This window comes from Rhizobium sp. C104 (assembly GCF_022354505.1).
In the GTDB taxonomy this organism is placed as follows: Bacteria; Pseudomonadota; Alphaproteobacteria; order Rhizobiales; family Rhizobiaceae; genus Rhizobium; species Rhizobium redzepovicii.
Window position 1 is genome coordinate 3,273,086 of the sequence record NZ_CP092348.1, and the last position, 18,407, is coordinate 3,291,492.

The following is an 18,407-nucleotide window of genomic DNA, read 5'->3' on the forward strand; positions in this document are numbered from 1 at the left end:
ATGGCGCGCGATCGGGGTCTCGAAGAACTGATGCGCGAGGAGCTCGGCGGTCAGCCGGGCCTTGCCGAAAAGTCCATGTTCGGCGGCTGGGCCTTCATGCTGAACGGCAATCTTCTCTGCTGCGCGCGCCATGACGGCATGCTGATCCGTCTCGGCAAGGGCAATGACGGCTGGGCGCTGGCGCTGCCGGGCGTGATCCAGATGCTGTCGGGCGAGCGGGTGATGCATGGCTGGGTGCGAGGCGGTGCCGAGGTTTATGGCGACGATGCCCTGAGACGGCGTTTGCTCGATGCGGCACTCGCCTATGTGGGATCGCTGCCCAGCAAATAACGAACGATGCCATTCCCCCTTCTCCCCAGCGGGGAGAAGGGAAAAGCAGAGAGCAAAACGAGGAACCCACGATGCCGAAGGCCAATCCACGTCATCCGAAATTTCCGATTCCCGGCGGGCCGGAGCTGCGCGCCAAGGGCTGGCGGCAGGAGGCGCTGCTGCGGCTGCTCGAAAACGTGCTCTCCGTCGGCGAGGATCCCGATAACCTGATCGTCTATGCCGCGCTCGGCAAGGCGGCCCGCAACTGGGCGGCGCACAGGGGCATCGTCAACGCGCTGACCGAGATGGAGGAGGACCAGACGCTACTCATCCAGTCCGGCAAGCCGATCGGCCTCGTTCGAACGCATGCCAAGGCGCCGCTCGTCATCATGGCGAACTGCAATATCGTCGGGCAATGGGCAAAGGCCGAAGTGTTCTACGAGCTGCAGCGCAAGGGGCTGATCTGCTGGGGCGGGCTGACGGCCGGTGCCTGGCAATATATCGGCAGCCAGGGCGTCATCCAGGGCACTTACGAGATCTTCATGCGCATCGCCGAGCGGCGCTTCGGCGGCGATCTCCTCGGCCGGTTCGTGCTGACGGCCGGTCTTGGCGGCATGGGCGGGGCGCAGCCGCTCGCCGGCCGCATGGCGGGGGCTGCGATCCTCTGCGTCGACATCGACCCGGAGCGGGCCCGCAAGCGCCAGCAGATCGGCTATCTCCAGGAAATCGCCCCCGATCTCGATACCGCCCTTCAGATGATCGACGCGGCGGCAAAGGACAAGCGGGCGCTGTCCGTCGGCCTCGTCGGCAATGCGGCGGAAGTCTATCCGGAGATCGCCCGCCGCGGCATCGTGCCCGACATCGTCACTGACCAGACCTCGGCGCATGACCTCGTCTACGGTTACGTGCCGAAGGGCATGAGCCTCGAGCAGGTCAAGGGTCTGCGCGACGACGGTCAGGGGCAATTGATGGCGGCAAGCCGGGCCTCGATCGTCGACCATGTGACGGCGATGCTGGAATTCCAGAAGCGTGGCTCGGAAGTCTTCGACAACGGCAATCTGATCCGCACGCAGGCCAAAGAGGGCGGTGTCGCCAATGCCTTCGACATTCCGATCTTCACCGAAGCCTATCTCAGGCCGCTGTTTGCCCGGGCGATCGGCCCGTTCCGCTGGATGGCTCTGTCAGGCGAGGAGAGCGATATCGCCCGGATCGACGATCTGCTGCTGGAAATGTTTCCCGATAACAAGATCATCACCAACTGGATCCGGCTGGCGCGCGTGCATGTGCCCTTTGAAGGACTTCCGGCCCGCATCGCCTGGCTCGGCCACGGCGAACGCACGGCACTCGCAAGACGTGTCAATGCGCTGGTGGCAAGCGGCGAACTGAAGGGCCCGGTCGCCTTCTCCCGCGACCATCTCGACGCCGGCGCCATGGCGCATCCAAATATCATGACCGAGCGGATGAAGGACGGGTCCGACGCGATCGCCGACTGGCCGCTGATCGATGCGATGATGCTCTGCTCATCGATGGCCGATCTGGTCGTCATCCATTCCGGCGGCGGCGGCTATGCGGGCTACATGACGAGCTGCGGCGTCACGGTCGTCGCCGACGGCACGGATGCCGCCGACGAACGGCTCGACCATGCGCTGACCAACGATACGGCGCTCGGCGTCATGCGTTACGCCGATGCCGGTTACGAGGAGGCGCTGGATGAGGTGGCAAAGAAGAACGTGCCCTATATCCGGCTTGGTTGATGTGCAGGAGGCCGACGTCAGGCAATCAGATTGGAAACTTCGAGGAGGTTGCCATCGGGGTCCCTGAAATAGACCGAGCGCAGACGTCCGGTCGCACCGGTGCGTTCGACCGGACCCTCTTCGATGGCAACGCCTGAGGCCTCCAGATGGGCGATGACATCGGCAAGCGGTGTCTCGGCGATGAAGCAGAGGTCACCGGAGCCGGGTGTGGGGTGTCTCGCCTTGGGATCGAATTCGTGGCCGGCCTGATGCAGGTTGATCTTCTGCCCGCCGAATTTCAGCGCCTTGCGGCCCTCTGCAAAGGTTTCGACCGACATGCCGAGGACGCGGGAATAGAAATCGCAGGTGATGGCGATATCGGCGACGGTCAGCACGAGATGGTCGAGGCGGTCTATGCGGATCATGCTTTTCTCCTCGCGAATTGCTGGGCAAAACAGGCGGAGACAAAGGCCAGCGCCAGCATTACAAGCGTGAAGATAACGACGGCGGCCCAGCCTTCAACCGCGTAAAACCAGCCGCCCGCCGAACCCATGAGGCTGGAGCCGACATAATAGGCGAGCATATAGAGCGACGAGGCGTGGCCTTTGGTGCCATGCGCCAGCTTGCCGACAAGGCCGCTGGCGATCGAATGGCTCATGAAGAAGCCTGTCGTGAGCACGATGATGCCGAGGATGATGACCGGGAGTGAGGCAAAGAGCGTCAACGCGCTGCCGGCGGCGGTGAGTGCCAGACCGAAGAGAAGCACGGAAAAGTGCCCGATCCTGTCCCCGAGCAGGCCGCCGATCGAGGAGGCGCCGATGCCGAAGAGATAGACGGTGAAGATCAGGCCGAGTTCGGTCTGGTTGAGGCCGTAGGGCGGCGCCACCAGGCGGAAGCCGGCATAATTATAGATCGTCACGAAGGAGCCCATCGCCAGAAAGGCGATGGCGAAGATGAAGGGCAACGCCGGATTGCTGAGATGGCCGAGCCAGGCTTTTGCATGAAAGCGCGGATCGAAGCCCGGCCGGCGGACGAAATTGCGTGATGGCGGCAGGAGGGCGATGAAGCCGATCGCGGCGGCAAGGCCGATGGCGCCGATGATGAAGAGCGCCGGACGCCAAGTGAGATATTCGGCGAGAATGCCGGTCAGCACGCGGCCGGACATGCCGCCGAAGGCCGTGCCGCCGACATAAAGGCCCATGGTGGCGCCAAGGCCGCGCGGATCGATTTCCTCGGCGAGATAGGCCATGGCGACAGCAGGCACGCCGCCGAGAACAAGGCCCTGGAGAGCGCGGATGACGAGCAGCAGATGCCAATTCGGGGCAAAGGCGGTGGCGATGGTCAGCAATGCCGCACCGACCAGCGATATCGACATCAGGCTGCGGCGGCCAAGACCTTCCGAGACGGCGGCGGCGCAGACGATGGCGACCGCGAGGAAGCCGGTGGAGAGCGAGAGCGACAGCGAGCTTTCGGCCGGACTGACGGAAAATTGCTGCGAAAAGATCGGCAGCAGCGGCTGGACACAATAAAGCAGCGAGAAGGTGGAGAAGCCGGAAAGGAAGAGCGCCAGGCTGGCGCGGCGATAGGCGCCGGTCCCGCGGGTCAGGTATTGCTTCTGCCCTGGGATTGCGGCTGTCTCGGCGGTCTTCACTGCATGCACTGACGTCGGCACATCTTCATCCTTCCAGCCTCCGATCTAGTCAAAGCGCCTCCATTTGTCCAATATATGAGACCGTCGATTCCGATAGGTTTTGGAGATGGCGATGGAGTTGCGGCACCTGCGATATTTCCTGGCGGTGGCGGAGGAAGGCAATTTCACCCGTGCCGCAGGCAAGCTCGGCATCGGGCAGCCGCCGCTCAGCCAGCAGATCCGCGACCTGGAGAGGGAAGTGGGTGCGGCGCTGTTTCACCGTGTGCCGCACGGCGCCGAATTGACGGCAGCGGGCGCGGCCTTCCTTGGCGAGGCAAAGGCGTCGCTGGTGGCAGCTGAGAAGGCGAAGCTTGCGGCGCAAAGCGCCAATCGCGGCGAGACCGGCCGGCTGTCGCTCGGTTTCACCGCATCCTCCGCCTTCAACCCCGTGGTCAGCACGACGATTCGACTGTTTCGCGCACGCTGGCCGGAGGTTCGGCTGTCGTTGACGGAAATGAATACGCTGGCGTTGATGCAGAAGCTGGAACGCGGCGAGCTCGACGCCACCTTCATGCGCCCCAGCCTGGACGATCCCGCCGGCATCCGGCTGCGGCGGCTGCCGGACGAGCCGATGGTGATCGCCCTGCCCGCCAGCCATCCTCTGGCAAGACATCGCAGCCTGCCGCTTGCAATGCTGGCGGACGAACCCTTCATCCTCTTTCCCCGGCTCGTGGGCTTGAGCCTCTACGACGATGTCGTGCTCGCCTGCCGCAAGGCGGGATTCGAGCTGACCGTGGCGCAGGAGGCGCCGCAGATTTCCTCGGTCGTCAATCTGGTGGCGGCCGATCTCGGCGTCTCGATCGTGCCGGCCTCGATTTCGCGGATCAAGCTCGAAGGTGTGACCTACCGGCCGATCGAGGGGCCTCCGGCCGTGGCGCGCCTGGCGCTGGCAATCCTGAAAACACATCGCTCGCCGGTCACCGAGAACCTGATGAGCCTGCTGAGCTAAAGCGCGTCGCGATCTTTCAGATTCGCTCTTCGCGCTTTAGGTCTTTGTTTTTGCGCATGTCGTTGTCGCAAAACCGCTGCACACTTTTGCGCGACATGCTCTAGCCCGCCGGATCCCAATAGGGCGGATCGCCAAAACTCTTCTTCAGGTGATCGGCGATGGCACGGAGCTTGGCGGAGGGGTTTCGGCCCTCGGGATGCGCCATATAGATGAATTCGGCCTCCGGCTTGTGACCGACATCGATTTCGGCAAGCCGGCCCTCGCGGATGGCCGGGCCGGCGATGAAGGCGGGCAGCAGCGCAATGCCGAGGCCGGCAATCGCGGCGTCGCGGAGCATGTCGCCATTGTTGATGCCGAGCGCCAGTTTCGCGCGGACGACGATCGCCCCGTCGGGCGTCTGGAAGCGCCAGTCCGCAACGCCGCGATTGGTGTAGAAGATGCCGCGATGGCTGTTGAGATCAGCCAGCGACGACGGAATTCCCTGGCGCGCGAGATAATCCGGCGAGGCGCAGAGAAGGCGGCGGCTATGCGCGAGCTTCCAGGCGACCAGCCGGCTATCGGCGATCGGACCATTGCGGATGATGGCATCATAACCGTCCGAGGCGGCATCGACGCGTCGATCATCGATATCCAGCGTCAGTTCGATCTCGGGATGTTCAGCAAGAAAGGGATAAAGCGCCGGGCCGAGATGCATGCGGCCGAAGGTGACTGGGGCGGCGATGCGGATCGGGCCGGACAGCGTTCCGCGCCGCTCGGCCATGTCGGCCGCGGCTTCCTCGATCTCGCGCACGATGCGCGCGGCACGCTCGAGGAAGACCGTGCCATCCTCCGTCAAGGTGAGCTTGCGCGTCGTTCGGTGCAGCAGTATGCCGCCAAGCGACTTTTCCAGTTCGGCCAGCCTTTCGCTGACGACCGATTTGGACAACCGCAGGCGCCGGGCCGCCTCGCTGACCGAGCCCGCCTCAACCACGGCGACGAAAGCCGCAATACCTTCGATCCTGATCATCGTTCGGCTTTTCCGAATTCGAGTTCCCCGATCTGGAGACTAATCCGAACGAAAGGAAAATGCCATCTTCCACTCATCGAAAGGGACGGCAGGGGCCGTCTCACCTCAAACGCAGGAGATGGAACCATGAACCGCTTGAACAACAAGGTCGCAATCGTCACCGGCGCAAGCTCCGGCATCGGCCGCGCCACGGCAAAACTCTTCGCCGCCGAAGGCGCCAAGATCGTCGTCGGCGCCCGCCGCCAGGGCGAACTCGACAGCCTCGTCGCCGAGATCAAGGCAGAGGGGGGCGACGCCATCGCCATTGCCGGCGACGTACGCTCGGAAGACTACCACAAGGCGCTGGTCGCCGCCGCGGTGACGAATTACGGCAAGCTCGACATCGCCTTCAACAATGCCGGCACGCTCGGCGAAGCCGGTCCGAGCACCGCCGTTTCGGAAGCAGGCTTCAGCGAGGCACTGGCAATCAATCTGACGGCCTCCTTCCTCGCCGCCAAGCACCAGATCGGGGCAATGGTGGAAAATGGCGGCGGTTCGGTGATCTTCACCTCGACCTTCGTCGGCTACAGCTTCGCCTTTCCGGGCGTTGCCGCCTATGCCGCCAGCAAATCCGGGCTGATCGGCCTGACGCAGGCGCTTGCAGCCGAATTCGGCCAGCAGGGCGTGCGCGTCAATGCCATCCTGCCGGGTGCGGTTGATACCGACATGTATCGTGACATGAACGATACGCCTGAGAAGCAGGCCTTCGTCACCAATCTGCATGCGCTGAAGCGTGTCGCGACACCCGAAGAACTCGCCCGCTCGGTTCTCTATCTCGCCTCCGACGATGCGAGCTTCGTCACCGGCACGGCCTCGCTGGTCGACGGCGGCGCTTCGATCACCCGCACCTGAGGCGGCGCGGCGCGATTATCCGCTGCGGGTTGATGATCCTTCAACGCGCCGGCTTATCGCGCCGCCTTTTTCAGGGCATTCTCCCAACAACGGGCCGCGGCCCAAAATTCGGTCAAAGGAACGTCATCATGTCACGCCTGCAGAACAAGACAGCCCTCATCACCGGCGGCACCAGCGGCATCGGTCTCGAAACCGCCCGCCAGTTCATCGCCGAGGGCGCCCGCGTCGTCGTTACCGGCAGCAGCGCGGCAAGCGTCGAGGCGGCCCGGGCCGAACTTGGCGGCAAAGCCACCGTCATCCAGGCCGATGCCGGCAATGCGGCCGGCCAGAAGGCCGTCGCCGATAGCGTTAGAGAGGCTTTCGGCACGCTCGACATCCTTTTCGTCAACGCCGGGGTCGCCGAATTCGGGCCGCTGGAACAGTGGAGCGAAGCCGCCTTCGACAAGTCGGTTGATATCAACGTCAAAGGACCGTTCTTCCTCATTCAGTCACTGTTGCCGATTTTTTCGAAGCAGGCCGCGATCGTGCTCAACACCTCGATCAACGCTCATATCGGCATGCCGAACTCCAGCGTCTATTCGCTGACGAAGGGCGCGCTGCTGACGCTTGCCAAGACCCTGTCGGGCGAACTCATCGGCCGCGGCATCCGCGTCAACGCCGTCAGCCCGGGCCCGATCGCCACGCCGCTCTACAGCAAGCTCGGGGCGTCGGAAGCGGATTCCAAGGCGATGACCGCGCAGATCCAGTCCCAGATCCCCGTCGGCCGCTTCGGGAACCCCAGCGAAGTCGCGAAGACGATCGTCTTTCTCGCCTCCGATGAGGCCGCCTATATCGTCGGCAGCGAACTCATCATCGACGGCGGGATGAGCAACCTCTGACCCACGAGTGCGGCGGAGACTGGCTGCCGCCGCAGCTTGCCCGCCTCGGCATGGCGATCGCGATCGTCATGCGGCGGCTTCCGGAGTAGCTCCGATGCCTGTCGCCCTCGCGATTGCATGTTCTCCGCCAAAGGCTTAGGGTCGGGACCGGTCAATAAGGCGACGGGAAGAAAGCCATGGCTCTCAGCGGCAAACGCATCCTCCTCATCATCTCCGGCGGCATCGCCGCCTATAAGAGCCTGGATCTGATCCGCCGGCTGCGCGAGCGCGGCGCCAGCGTGCGCCCGGTGATGACCAAGGGGGCCCAGGAATTCGTCACGCCGCTGGCCGTCGGCGCGCTGGCGGCTGACCATGTTTTCCTCGATCTGTTTTCGCGTGAAGACGAGCAGGATGTTGGCCACATCAGGCTGGCGCGCGACTGCGACCTCGTGCTGATTGCCCCGGCCACCGCCGACCTGATGGCGAAGATGGCAAACGGGCTGGCCGACGATCTCGCCTCGACCGTGCTTTTGGCGACGGAGAGGCCGGTGCTCGCGGCACCGGCGATGAACCCCAGAATGTGGGCGCATCCGGCGACGCGGCGCAATGCGGCGCTGCTCCGGGCAGACGGCATCCGCTTCGTCGGGCCGATGGCCGGCGAGATGGCCGAAAGCCGCGAGGCCGGGCTCGGCCGGATGGCGGAGCCGCTGGAGATCGTCGCGGCCGCCGAAACCATGCTCGACGACGGGGAGAAACCGCTGAAGGGACGCAAGGCGATCGTCACCTCAGGCCCGACGCATGAGCCGATCGACCCGGTGCGTTATATCGCCAACCGCTCCTCCGGTCGGCAGGGGCATGCGATCGCCGCCGCCCTTGCCAAACTGGGAGCCGAGGTGACGCTGGTCTCGGGGCCCGTGACGATTGCCGACCCTGTCGGCGTCAACACCGTGCATGTCGAACGGGCGGAGGAAATGCGCGACGCCGTGCTGGCGGCGCTGCCGGCCGACATCGCCGTCATGGTCGCGGCTGTGGCCGATTGGCGGGTGGCCTCGGCCGCCGACCAGAAGCTGAAGAAACATCCGGGCGAATCCATACCGACGCTGGCGCTGACCGAGAACCCCGATATCCTCAAAACCGTCGGCCATCATACGATGCGGCCGAAGCTGGTGATCGGCTTTGCCGCCGAGACGCAGGACGTCGAAAGCAATGCAAAGACGAAACTCGAGCGGAAGGGCGCCGACATGATCGTCGCCAATGACGTCTCGCCCGCCACCGGCATCATGGGCGGCAGCCGCAACAGCGTCAAACTCATTCGCCGCGACGGCGTCGAGCAATGGCCTGATCTGGCGAAGGAAGAGGTTGCCGAAAGGCTCGCGGCGCTGATCGCCAAGCAACTGAGCTAATCGCCTGCGGCTCCGCTGCTGCCAGGCGTTTAGGCAGGAATGGCCACGCGCTGGGGCTTTGCGGCACTCCGCTTCTCCGGCCGGAAGTCGGCGACATTGATGCCATCTTTACCGACGGTGACGGCGCTGCCATCGGGAATTTCCGCCCAGGCATCGACATCGTCGTTCAACGGCTCGGAGACGAGGCAATAGCCGGCGCTTGCAGGTGAGGCATAAAGCGTCGGCGCCTTGCGATCGGTGGCATAGCGGATCGCATAGAGCGTCTTGCCGTCGGAGAAGGCGGCAGTAAAGCGCAGCACAATCGAGCCGAGGATGCTTTCGGCCAGATCCTCGACAAAACCGACCATCTGGGCCATCGCAGCGATCGGCGCCTCGCGCAGGCCGAATTGCAGCGCCAGCAGAAACATCAGCTCGGAATCGGTCGTGCCGCCGCGGGCGTTGAACAACTCGTCGTCGAGCATCGCTTCCATCGGCCGGCGCAGGCGCTCGAATCCTGAAATCTGGCCGTTGTGCATGAAGGACCAGGTGTCATGCGTGAAGGGGTGGCAATTGTCGCGGCGCGTGCCGCCGCCGGTGGCGGCGCGGACATGGGCGAGAAAGAGTGGCGAGCGGATCTGCCGCGCCAGGCTCTTCAGATTGCAATCCGACCAAGCCGGCAGGATATCGCGGTAGCGGCCGGGCTCGGGCCTGTCGCCATACCAGGCGATGCCGAAACCGTCGCCATTGGTCGCCGTCTTGGCGCGGGTAGCGCAATGCGACTGCTCGATCAGCGAATGGGCGGGCGAGGATACCAGCTCCTCGAGATAGAGAGGGTCTCCGCGATAGGCTGCCCAGCGACACATGGCTTTCTTGCTCCGGACCCCGCCGCCGCACCGGCGGGCATGCTGAAATTGTCTGTCGTCGCGGCTAATAACAGCTTAACGCGCCGCCGATTTGCAAGCGCAAGATGACGGATTCATGACTCTGGCATCTTCAAATTCGGCGAAAGTCTGTGTCCTTTTGTGAACATACGGATTGCCTTGCGGCAGCGCGTTGCACGGATTTGTTCTTGCATCTGAAAAGAATCAGCCTACCTTTGACCGATCAGCAACAGAAAGAAAGGAAGGTGATCCAATGTCTAATGAGATTTCGGACCTCGTAACGGGCATGGGAGAGGTGATGAAAGCGAGGCAGCCCTCGCTGTAATCCCGCCTTCCTGGGGCTGCGTAGACAGCCCGGGCCAGTTTGAGGCCAAACTCATGGAAAGGGTCGCCGAGGCGACCCTTTTTATTGCCCTGATATAAGATCGTTGACGGACCATCGAAATCCCACTACTCATAAAGTCATCAGATGACTTTATGAGTAGTGGGATGCGTGCAATCAGCAGGACCAATCTCGCGGATGATGCCGTCGAGGCGATCCGCAGCGATATTCTCGGCAAACGCTGGGCGGTCGGCGAGAAATTGCCGAATGAAGCCTCGCTGTCTGCCATGCTCTCGGTAAGCCGCGGCACGGTGCGCGAGGCGGTGCGGGTTCTCGTGTCGCAGGGTTATCTCGAAACAAGGCAGGGTTCGGGAACCTATGTGCGGGCGACCAGCGATGCCGGCCGGCCGCTGACCATGGCCCGGCGCGCCAGCCTGCGCGACCAGTTCGAGGCTCGCCTGGCGCTCGACGTCGAGGCCGCGCGGCTGACCGCGCTTCGCAAGACGCCGGAGACGGTTGCCGGGCTTCGCCGGCTGCTTGCCGAACGCGGCAGTTACGACGGCGGCGATCAGGCCGCCTTCATCGAACGCGACCTCGCCTTCCACAAGGCCGTCATCGCCGCTTCGGGCAACCGGGCGATGATCGAGATCTACGATTTCTTCTCGGCCTCGATCGCCGATACCATCGCGGCGACGCTCGGGAAGGATATTCCTGAACCGGATATGCAGGCGCATGCCGATATCGTCGACGCCATCGAAACCGGCGATCCGGACAGGGCGGATTTGGCTGTGCGCCGCTTCATGGCGCCGGTTCTTGCCGCCCTCGACCGGATGATCCTGTCATGAACACGCCTTCCCGCGATCTCGCCGCCACGCTCGACCCATCCGACGAACTGCTGATCGATGCCGAGGCCGGCAGCCTGCCGCCGCCGCAGGCAACACCGGTCCGCGGAGCCGCGGATCGTTTCCTGCTTGGCGCCAGCCTTGTGCTGATCGCCTTCAACCTGCGCCCGGTCTTTTCGAGCGCTTCGGCGCTGCTGCCGGAGATCCGCTCGGAACTTGGTCTCACCGCGCTCGGCGCCAGCCTGCTGACGACGCTGCCGGTCGTCTGCCTCGGCGCATTCTCGCCGCTTGCACCGCGTCTTGCCCAACGCCTCGGTTCCGAACGGACGCTACTCGGCGTCATCCTGCTTCTGACCCTTGGCACCGCTTTGCGCGGGCTCTCCTCCGTACCGCTGCTTTTTATCGGCACGGCGCTGGCAGGCGCCTGCATCGCCGTCGGCAACGTGCTGCTGCCGGGGCTGGTGAAGCGGGATTTTGCCGGGCGCGCCGCGCTGATGACCGGCTTCTACACCATGGCGCTCTGCGCGGGTGCGGCCAGTGCGGCGGGGCTGACACTGCCGATCGAACACGCGCTCGGCGGCTCTCTCCAAGGCGCGCTCGCTATCTGGGCACTGCCGGCGCTCGTCGTCGGGCTGATCTGGCTGCCGCAGGTTCTGCGCAGCGGAGGCAAGGCAAGGCGAAACGGATTTCATGTCAAAGGCCTCTGGCGGGATCGGCTCGCCTGGCAGGTGACGCTGTTCATGGGTCTGCAATCCGCACTTGCCTATTGCGTCTTCGGCTGGCTGGTTCCGATCCTGCGCGAGCGCGGCCTCGACGGCGTCACCGCCGGGGCGATCGTATCGCTCTCGGTGATGGTGCAGGCCGCATCCTGCCTGATCGTGCCGCATATCGCCGTGCGCGGGAAAGACCAGCGGCTGATCAATGCGAGCCTTTGCGGCGTCGCCGTCACGGCCCTGCTCGGCCTGCTCTTTGCGCCGCTGTCGACCGTCTGGCTCTGGGCTGTGCTGCAGGGCATCGGCCAGGGCGGGCTGATCGCGGCGGCGATGACGACGATCGTGCTGCGGTCGCGCGATCCCGATGTCGCCGCCCATCTGTCCGGCATGGCGCAATGCGTCGGTTACCTGCTTGCATCAATCGGCCCGCTCATCGTCGGCCTCATCCGCGGCTGGACCGGCAGCTTTTCCTGGTGCGCCGCCCTCTTCGTCGCGCTTGGGCTCGGAGCCGCGATCAACGGCTGGAAGGCCGGCCGGTCGATCGAGATCGATGTTCATGCCGTGGAGAAGGTGATCTGAGCCCTCACCGGCCCATCACCATCTCTTGATGTCGGTCGCCCGGCCGCGGATGTTACGCTATCTCTAGAGCGCGTCGCATCAAACTTGATTCATGCGACGCGCTTTAGCTCTTTGTTCTTACGCATGCCGTTGCCGTAAAACCGCTGCACGCTTTTGCGCGACATGCTTTACCTGCAGCCCGTACCGCCGGAGGAGACATCTTGCGTTTACGACCTCTGTTTCTGTTTGCAGCGCTGGCGGTGTCGCTGGCCCCTGCCCTTTCCTCGGCTGAGGAAAGCACCCAACCCGGGGCAAATGTCGAGCGCAGCGCGCGCGACGGCGTGCTGAAGCTGCTGCCGGCCGATTCCGTCACCGAGCACGAAATGACGATCGGCGGCCGGAAGTTTGCCTATACCGCAACCGCCGGCACACTCGATCTCTTCGGCCAGGACGGCGCGCCGACCGGCGCCATCTTCTACACCGCCTATGTCGCGAAAGGCGGCGGCCCGGGCCGGCCCCTGACCTTCGCCTTCAACGGCGGCCCGGGTGCGGCTTCCGCCTTCCTGCATCTCGGGCTGGTCGGGCCCAAGGTGCTCGATTTCGGGCCTCAGGCGCGCGACGGCGCGCATGCGCAGCTCGTCGACAACCCACAGAGCTGGCTTGAGTTCACCGATCTCGTGCTGATCGATCCGATCGGCACCGGCTGGAGCCGGACGGTGAAGGCCGACGACGCCTCCAATTATTACAACGTCAACGCGGACGCTCAGAGCATCGCCAAGGCGATCGCGCTTTATGTCGCGCACAACAACCGCTCCAACGCGCCGAAATATCTTCTCGGCGAGAGCTATGGCGGCTTCCGCGCCGCCAAGGTCGCCTCGGCGCTGCAGGAAAGCCAGGGCATTATCGTCGCCGGCGCGGTGATGCTGTCGCCCCTGCTCGAGGGCCAGTTGATGTTCAACGCCGATCAGTTCCCGCTCGGCGCAGCACTGGAGCTGCCGTCGCTGGCGGCGGCCGAACTCGACCGGCACAACGCCTTTGACGAAGGGAAGCTGCGCGAAGCGGAAACCTTCGCGCTTGGGGATTATCTGACGACGCTCGCCGGGCCGCCGCCGACGGGCGCCAATGCCGCCGCCTTCTATGGCAGGATTGCCGGGCTGACGGGCATCCCTGAGGATATCGTCACGCGCAACCGCGGCTTCCTCGGCAACTCCTTCGTCAAACATTCCGACGGGGGCAACGGCGAAGTGATGAGCCCTTACGACGCCTCTTTTGCGGCCCCCGACGCCTATCCTGAATCGGATTACGACCGCGGCGACGACGCCATTCTCGATGGCTTCGCCCGCGCCTATGGCGGCGCCTTTGCCGACTATGCCCGCAACCAACTTGGCTTCAAAACCGAGATGACCTATTCGCTGCTCGACAGCGATATCAGCCGGCGCTGGGAATGGGGCAGCGGACGCGGCGGCGGATCGCGCTTCCAGGCAAGTGCGACCGATGACATCAGGCAGCTGCTTGCCTCGAACACGGCCTTCCATCTTTTGATCGCGCATGGCTACAGCGATCTGGTGACGCCCTACGGCGTCAGCCGCTACGTGGTCGACCACTTGCCGCCATCGCTTAGCGGCGGCCGCGTCGGGCTGAAACTTTATCGCGGCGGCCATATGTTCTATACCAAGGCCGATCAACGGGCCGCCTTCACGGCGGATGCCAAGGCCTTCTACGCCACGCACCCGGCCGCGCAGCCGGCGGATTGAGGAAATGCGGATGCATATCACCGGAGGATGCCATTGCGGCGCCATCCGCTATCAGGCGGCGATCGAGCCGGAGCGGGTGTCGATCTGCCATTGCACCGATTGCCAGCGGCTGACCGGCTCTGCCTATCGCATCACCGCGCCGGCGCGGCCGGGAAGTTTCGAGCTCACCTCAGGCGAGCCGCGCGGCTATGCAAAATACGGCGACAGCGGCGGCCTCAGCCGGCAATTCTTCTGCCCGAACTGCGGATCGCCGCTCTACCGCACGGATGGCGACGGCGGCGCGATCGGCATCCGCCTCGGCGGCATCGACCAGCGGCGGGAACTCACCCCGAGGAAGCAGATATGGTGCCGCTCGGCCTTGCCCTGGGTGGAGAATATCGAGCCGCTGCCACGGTCCGACGGCGAAGACTGAGAAACATTCGGCGCGACCCCTTGCCTTGCTCTTGTCGCAACCGGACGCCGCGTCGGATCTTTGAATATCGCCGCGCCGCAGGTCCGCGTTTGACCTGGCGAAATGTCAACGCAATGTATTCATTCGCAAAAAACGGAAAAAATTCTGCTAAGGCTCAGTACAGATCCCCCATTAGCTCAAACTTGCTAAGTGCAAATTCGCCCAACTTATAGTATAAAAGAAAGCGGAGGGGAATTGCATGGCGTATTCGGTGGGGGTTTCATAGTCATAAATGTCTTTATTCCGGATTTTACAAACTCTTTCTTGCATTTTAAGAGGATGTAATATTTGGAGTTGTCGTTATGGCAACCTCTGTACATGGACTTTGGTCTTAATCCACCGACGGACTTTGGTCTTAATGCCCTCCAACTGACTGGCGCCCTCCATCGGCGAGACAATCGCGACTCGATGGAAAGCAGCAAGTTCGATGCGCGGGGGAGACCTGCCGGGTGCATTCGGCGCCCGGGGCCTGGACCCCTGCAGACTCTAACCGAGGGAGCATCTCCATGGCACTCGACATCACAACCCAGGACATCGTCATCGACGAAAGCGCCAATTTGCAGGACGACGACATCGATCCGCTGCTTGCGCCGCACAGCACCAACACAACGCTGCAATACATGTTGGGCCTCGATGGCTCGGGCGGGCTATCCTCACCTGAAGTCGCCTACCAGTCCAACTTCGTCGTCGCCTCGGCGAGCGCAGGGGAAACCATCACCTCGGTGGTTCTCACGCAGAATTCTTCCGGGACCCCGTTTTCCACCACCGTCGGCGTCAACAGCAACATCCGCACGGTCGACGGCAATTATGTCTGGCTGTTCCAGAGCGCAACGAATGCAAACGTCGTGATCGGCGTCATCGGTACCTCTGATCCGCTCGCCGAACCCGCCGAGACGGGACCGCTTGCCTTCTCGCTCGGACTGATCGGCACCGGCGCCACCCATGACCTCTATACGGTCCAATACGTGCCGCTGCTCCATCCCGACGCAACCAACCCCGACGACCGCATCGATCTGACCAATAAGGTATTTGCCTCGGTCACAGGGACCACGGTGGTCAATTTCAGCCAGCTTGACGACGCACCCTCCGGACACAACGACTGGTACATCCTCGACGCCGACACAGGCAGCACACAGAAGATTCTCGTGACGGCTCACGACGAAGGCGCGCAGGCGGAAGTCAATGTCAGCACGCAGGGCCTGGGCGTCGCCTCTCAAGATGTGCGCTTCGGCCGTGAGCTTCAAATCGACTTGATCAGCGGCGGCACCCAGAGCGCGGGCAAGGACTTTACCGATACGCCAACCGCGCCTGATTACACCGCTCACATCGAAAACGTCTCGAGCGCCGGCTTCTCGGTTTCGCAATCGACTCCGACCGGCACCGTCGCTGACATCGAGATCCACGCCTACAATAACGACGACAATGCCGAGGGCTCCGCATTCCCGGGTGACGATAACGATACCGAGATCAATATAACCGGCGTGACGTTCAAGCTGAACGGTGTGGCAACAACGGCGGCCGCACTCGGCATCACGGTCAATCTCAGCGGCAATGGACTGATTCTCGAAAATGTCGGCGAGGGCGTGACGATCGATTTCACCACTGCAGGCGGGGCCGGCGGAACCTTCGACCGCTTCACCATCAAGAACATCGACACGGAGAAAGACTTCTTCGACGTCAAGGAGGTGCACTACGGCGGCGAGGTCAGCAATGCTCACAACGAAGAGGTCGGCTCCTTCATCAATTTCGACGATGACGGACCGACGATCACGGCAACCGGCAGCCCGCCGAACCTGACGGTCGACGAGACTATCCTTGCGACCAATGCCAGCGACGACTTCTCGACCTTCTTCACCTCAAATGCCGGGGCCGATGGCGACGCCATCACCTACTCGCTTGGCATCAGCCAGGTCACCAATGTCAGCGGCCTCACCGATACGGCAACCAACCAGTCCGTGCTGCTGTTCCTCGAAAGCGGCAGTGTCGTCGGCCGCGCCGGATCCGCCGCCGGCGCAATTGTCTTCACCGTCAGCGTCAGTGCTGCCGGCGTCGTCACCCTCGACCAGCAACGGGCGATCTTCCATGCCGACGCCACCAACCCGGATGACAGCCGAACCCTGGCAGCCGACGACCTCATCACCCTGACGGCGACCATCACCGACAAGGACGGCGATCACGCCCCGGCCACCCACAATATCGGCCAGAACCTCATCTTCAAGGATGACGGGCCGGCGATCACGGCAACCGGCAGCCCGCCGAACCTGACGGTCGACGAGACTATCCTTGCGACCAACGCGCCGGGCGACTTCTCGACCTTCTTCACCTCAAATGCCGGGGCCGACGGCGACGGCATCACCTATGCGCTCGGCATCAGCCAGGTCACCAATGTCAGCGGCCTCACCGACACGGCAACCGGTCAGTCCGTGCTGCTCTTCCTCGAAGGTGGCAACGTCGTTGGTCGCGCTGGATCGGCCGCCGGCGCCATCGTCTTCACCGTCAGCGTCAGTGCTGCCGGCGTCGTCACCCTCGACCAGCAACGGGCGATCATCCACGCCGATGCCGCCAACCCAGATGACAGCCGGACCCTGGCGGCCGACGACCTCATCACCCTGACCGCGACCATCACCGACAAGGACGGCGATCAGGCAACCGCCACCCACAATATCGGCCAGAACCTCAATTTCGAGGACGACGGGCCGACGATCACCGTGCCGTTTGACGGCAACCCCGCTCTCGCAGGCACCCAGCACGAAACCCTCGCCAACGTGCTCAACGCCTCGGCGAGCGGAGCCTTCGGCTACGATATCGGCGCTGATATTCACCCAGCCGCTTTCTACACCGGCGGCGGCTCCGACTTTGTCGACCAGAATGGCGTAACGGCCGGCGTCCAGATCGGACTGACCGGCACGATCACCGGCGGCGGCGGAGGCAATCTCCTCACCTCGAATGTGACGCTGGCGTCGGAGAGCCTCACCTCAGCGACGTTCAACTTCACCTTCACCTACGACAGAGATCCGGCTGCCGGCACCCAGACAGGCACGGGAGGCGGCACCCTCGTCTTCGATAAGGTCGCCGACACCTATACCATCAACCTGACCGACCCGCTCGAAGGCTTCAGTTTCGACGTGCTCCATACGAGCGAGCTGCTGTCCAAGCAGCCGACGAGCAATGTCGGCCACCCGCCGATCGTGCTGGAAAAGCTGCAGGCAGATGACTCGAATACACCTGCCGATGAAGACTTCTATGTGCAGTTCACCGGCAACCTGGTCAACAAGGCCAACCCGTTCGGCTTGACGAGCAATGGCCAAGGCTCGTCCACTGACACCACCTTCACCATCGGCGGTCACGAGATGGTGAGCAACGGGAATGAGACGTGGGTGTCTGCAACACAGAGCACCAACGGCGTCGCCGGCGACACGATCCAAAAAGACGAACTGCTCACCTTGCGGTTCTTCAACAGCGATGTCGGTATCTCCAATGAGGCCACCACCCCGACAGCGACCGCCGGCACGATGGCGATCAAATTCGACGGCATCGGCAACAGCGAAGACCTGATGCTGATCCTCAACCTGATCGACAAGAACGGCGCCGACAACATCGCCGGCAACGGAGACGATAATACGACGATCACGCGGGCCATGTATGTGTCGAACGCCGACATCTACAAGACGGGGCAAGTGCCGGCCCCCTACAGCAGCGAGTTCACGCTCGACAACAATGACGGCCTCGTGATCGTCGAGCAGAACGACTACAACGCGACCGGCGAAGACTACGTGCTCCAGGGCGTGCAGATCATGCAGTCGGGCAACGGCATCACCGGCAACAACACAGCGATCGACCTGGTGCGGACGACCGGCGCCAACGGCGGCAGCAATGCGACCGCCGGCCTGGTAAATTTCGACGGCGCCGACAACGACGTGCTGAAGATCACCGACATCGGCTTCACCTCAACCGTCAGCCAGACACCGGATGCCAACCTCGACTTCGCCTTCCAGGTGGTCGATGCGGACGGAGACCAGACGGTGATGCAGCACATACTTGTCGACGTCGCCTGACATGTAACCAACGG

The 18,407-nt window shown here is 63.4% G+C and carries 15 protein-coding genes; 11 read left to right on the top strand and 4 right to left on the bottom strand.

Translation table 11 applies throughout. The annotated features are described in order from the left end of the window. On the top strand, window positions 1-330 hold the full coding sequence (locus tag MF410_RS17390) for a TfoX/Sxy family protein (protein ID WP_239619914.1): 330 nt from the start codon (window positions 1-3) through the stop codon (window positions 328-330). Window positions 331-401: 71 nt separating this feature from the next. After that, window positions 402-2,063 (top strand): urocanate hydratase, encoded by a 1,662-nt coding sequence (locus MF410_RS17395; RefSeq protein WP_130703837.1) that lies wholly within the window; start codon window positions 402-404, stop codon window positions 2,061-2,063. A gap of 17 nt (window positions 2,064-2,080) precedes the next feature. On the opposite strand, the gene MF410_RS17400 is transcribed toward MF410_RS17395, so the two are convergent. Together MF410_RS17400 and MF410_RS17405 are read right to left on the bottom strand one after the other, a co-directional pair. Continuing rightward, on the bottom strand, window positions 2,081-2,467 hold the full coding sequence (locus tag MF410_RS17400; protein WP_130670209.1) for a VOC family protein: 387 nt from the start codon (window positions 2,465-2,467) through the stop codon (window positions 2,081-2,083). Beyond that, window positions 2,464-3,714, bottom strand: a complete 1,251-nt coding sequence (locus tag MF410_RS17405) for an MFS transporter (RefSeq protein ID WP_239619916.1) — start codon at window positions 3,712-3,714, stop codon at window positions 2,464-2,466. Before MF410_RS17405 ends, MF410_RS17400 begins: the two co-directional genes overlap by 4 nt. Window positions 3,715-3,805: 91 nt before the next feature. On the opposite strand from MF410_RS17405, the gene MF410_RS17410 reads away from it, so the two are divergent. Further along, window positions 3,806-4,681, top strand: coding sequence for a LysR family transcriptional regulator (locus MF410_RS17410; protein ID WP_131710685.1), 876 nt, complete (start codon window positions 3,806-3,808; stop codon window positions 4,679-4,681). 100 nt (window positions 4,682-4,781) lie between these two features. On the opposite strand, the gene MF410_RS17415 is transcribed toward MF410_RS17410, so the two are convergent. Beyond that, window positions 4,782-5,687 carry a LysR family transcriptional regulator gene (locus MF410_RS17415; protein WP_239619918.1) on the bottom strand — a complete coding sequence of 302 codons (906 nt, stop codon included), beginning with the start codon at window positions 5,685-5,687 and terminating at the stop codon, window positions 4,782-4,784. Window positions 5,688-5,813: 126 nt separating this feature from the next. Between MF410_RS17415 and MF410_RS17420 the strand changes: the two genes are divergently transcribed. The 3 genes from MF410_RS17420 to coaBC all read left to right on the top strand — a co-directional run bounded on the left by MF410_RS17420 (window position 5,814) and on the right by coaBC (window position 8,838). Beyond that, window positions 5,814-6,578, top strand: a complete 765-nt coding sequence (locus MF410_RS17420) for an SDR family oxidoreductase (RefSeq protein ID WP_130670205.1) — start codon at window positions 5,814-5,816, stop codon at window positions 6,576-6,578. Between the two features lie 128 nt (window positions 6,579-6,706). Next, window positions 6,707-7,456, top strand: coding sequence for an SDR family oxidoreductase (locus tag MF410_RS17425; RefSeq protein WP_130678829.1), 750 nt, complete (start codon window positions 6,707-6,709; stop codon window positions 7,454-7,456). A 176-nt stretch (window positions 7,457-7,632) separates the two neighbouring features. Next, a complete protein-coding gene (gene coaBC / locus MF410_RS17430) occupies window positions 7,633-8,838 on the top strand; it encodes a bifunctional phosphopantothenoylcysteine decarboxylase/phosphopantothenate--cysteine ligase CoaBC (protein ID WP_097624623.1) in 1,206 nt (401 codons plus the stop codon). Between the two features lie 29 nt (window positions 8,839-8,867). Here the strand turns inward: coaBC and MF410_RS17435 are convergent, their stop codons facing one another. Next, window positions 8,868-9,680, bottom strand: a complete 813-nt coding sequence (locus MF410_RS17435) for a class II glutamine amidotransferase (RefSeq protein WP_097624622.1) — start codon at window positions 9,678-9,680, stop codon at window positions 8,868-8,870. 507 nt (window positions 9,681-10,187) lie between these two features. Here MF410_RS17435 and MF410_RS17440 point away from each other — a divergent pair. The 5 genes from MF410_RS17440 to MF410_RS17460 all read left to right on the top strand — a co-directional run bounded on the left by MF410_RS17440 (window position 10,188) and on the right by MF410_RS17460 (window position 18,393). Next, entirely contained in the window at window positions 10,188-10,865 is a 678-nt protein-coding gene (locus tag MF410_RS17440) for a FadR/GntR family transcriptional regulator (RefSeq protein WP_097624621.1), read from the top strand. After that, window positions 10,862-12,154, top strand: a complete 1,293-nt coding sequence (locus MF410_RS17445; protein ID WP_097624620.1) for an MFS transporter — start codon at window positions 10,862-10,864, stop codon at window positions 12,152-12,154. Before MF410_RS17440 ends, MF410_RS17445 begins: the two co-directional genes overlap by 4 nt. Before the next feature lie 200 nt (window positions 12,155-12,354). Then, window positions 12,355-13,887, top strand: a complete 1,533-nt coding sequence (locus MF410_RS17450; RefSeq protein ID WP_131710686.1) for a carboxypeptidase — start codon at window positions 12,355-12,357, stop codon at window positions 13,885-13,887. Between the two features lie 10 nt (window positions 13,888-13,897). Next, window positions 13,898-14,299, top strand: a complete 402-nt coding sequence (locus MF410_RS17455; protein WP_097624618.1) for a GFA family protein — start codon at window positions 13,898-13,900, stop codon at window positions 14,297-14,299. 545 nt (window positions 14,300-14,844) lie between these two features. Continuing rightward, a complete protein-coding gene (locus MF410_RS17460; protein WP_097624617.1) occupies window positions 14,845-18,393 on the top strand; it encodes a DUF5801 repeats-in-toxin domain-containing protein in 3,549 nt (1,182 codons plus the stop codon). The last annotated feature ends 14 nt before the right edge of the window (window positions 18,394-18,407 follow it).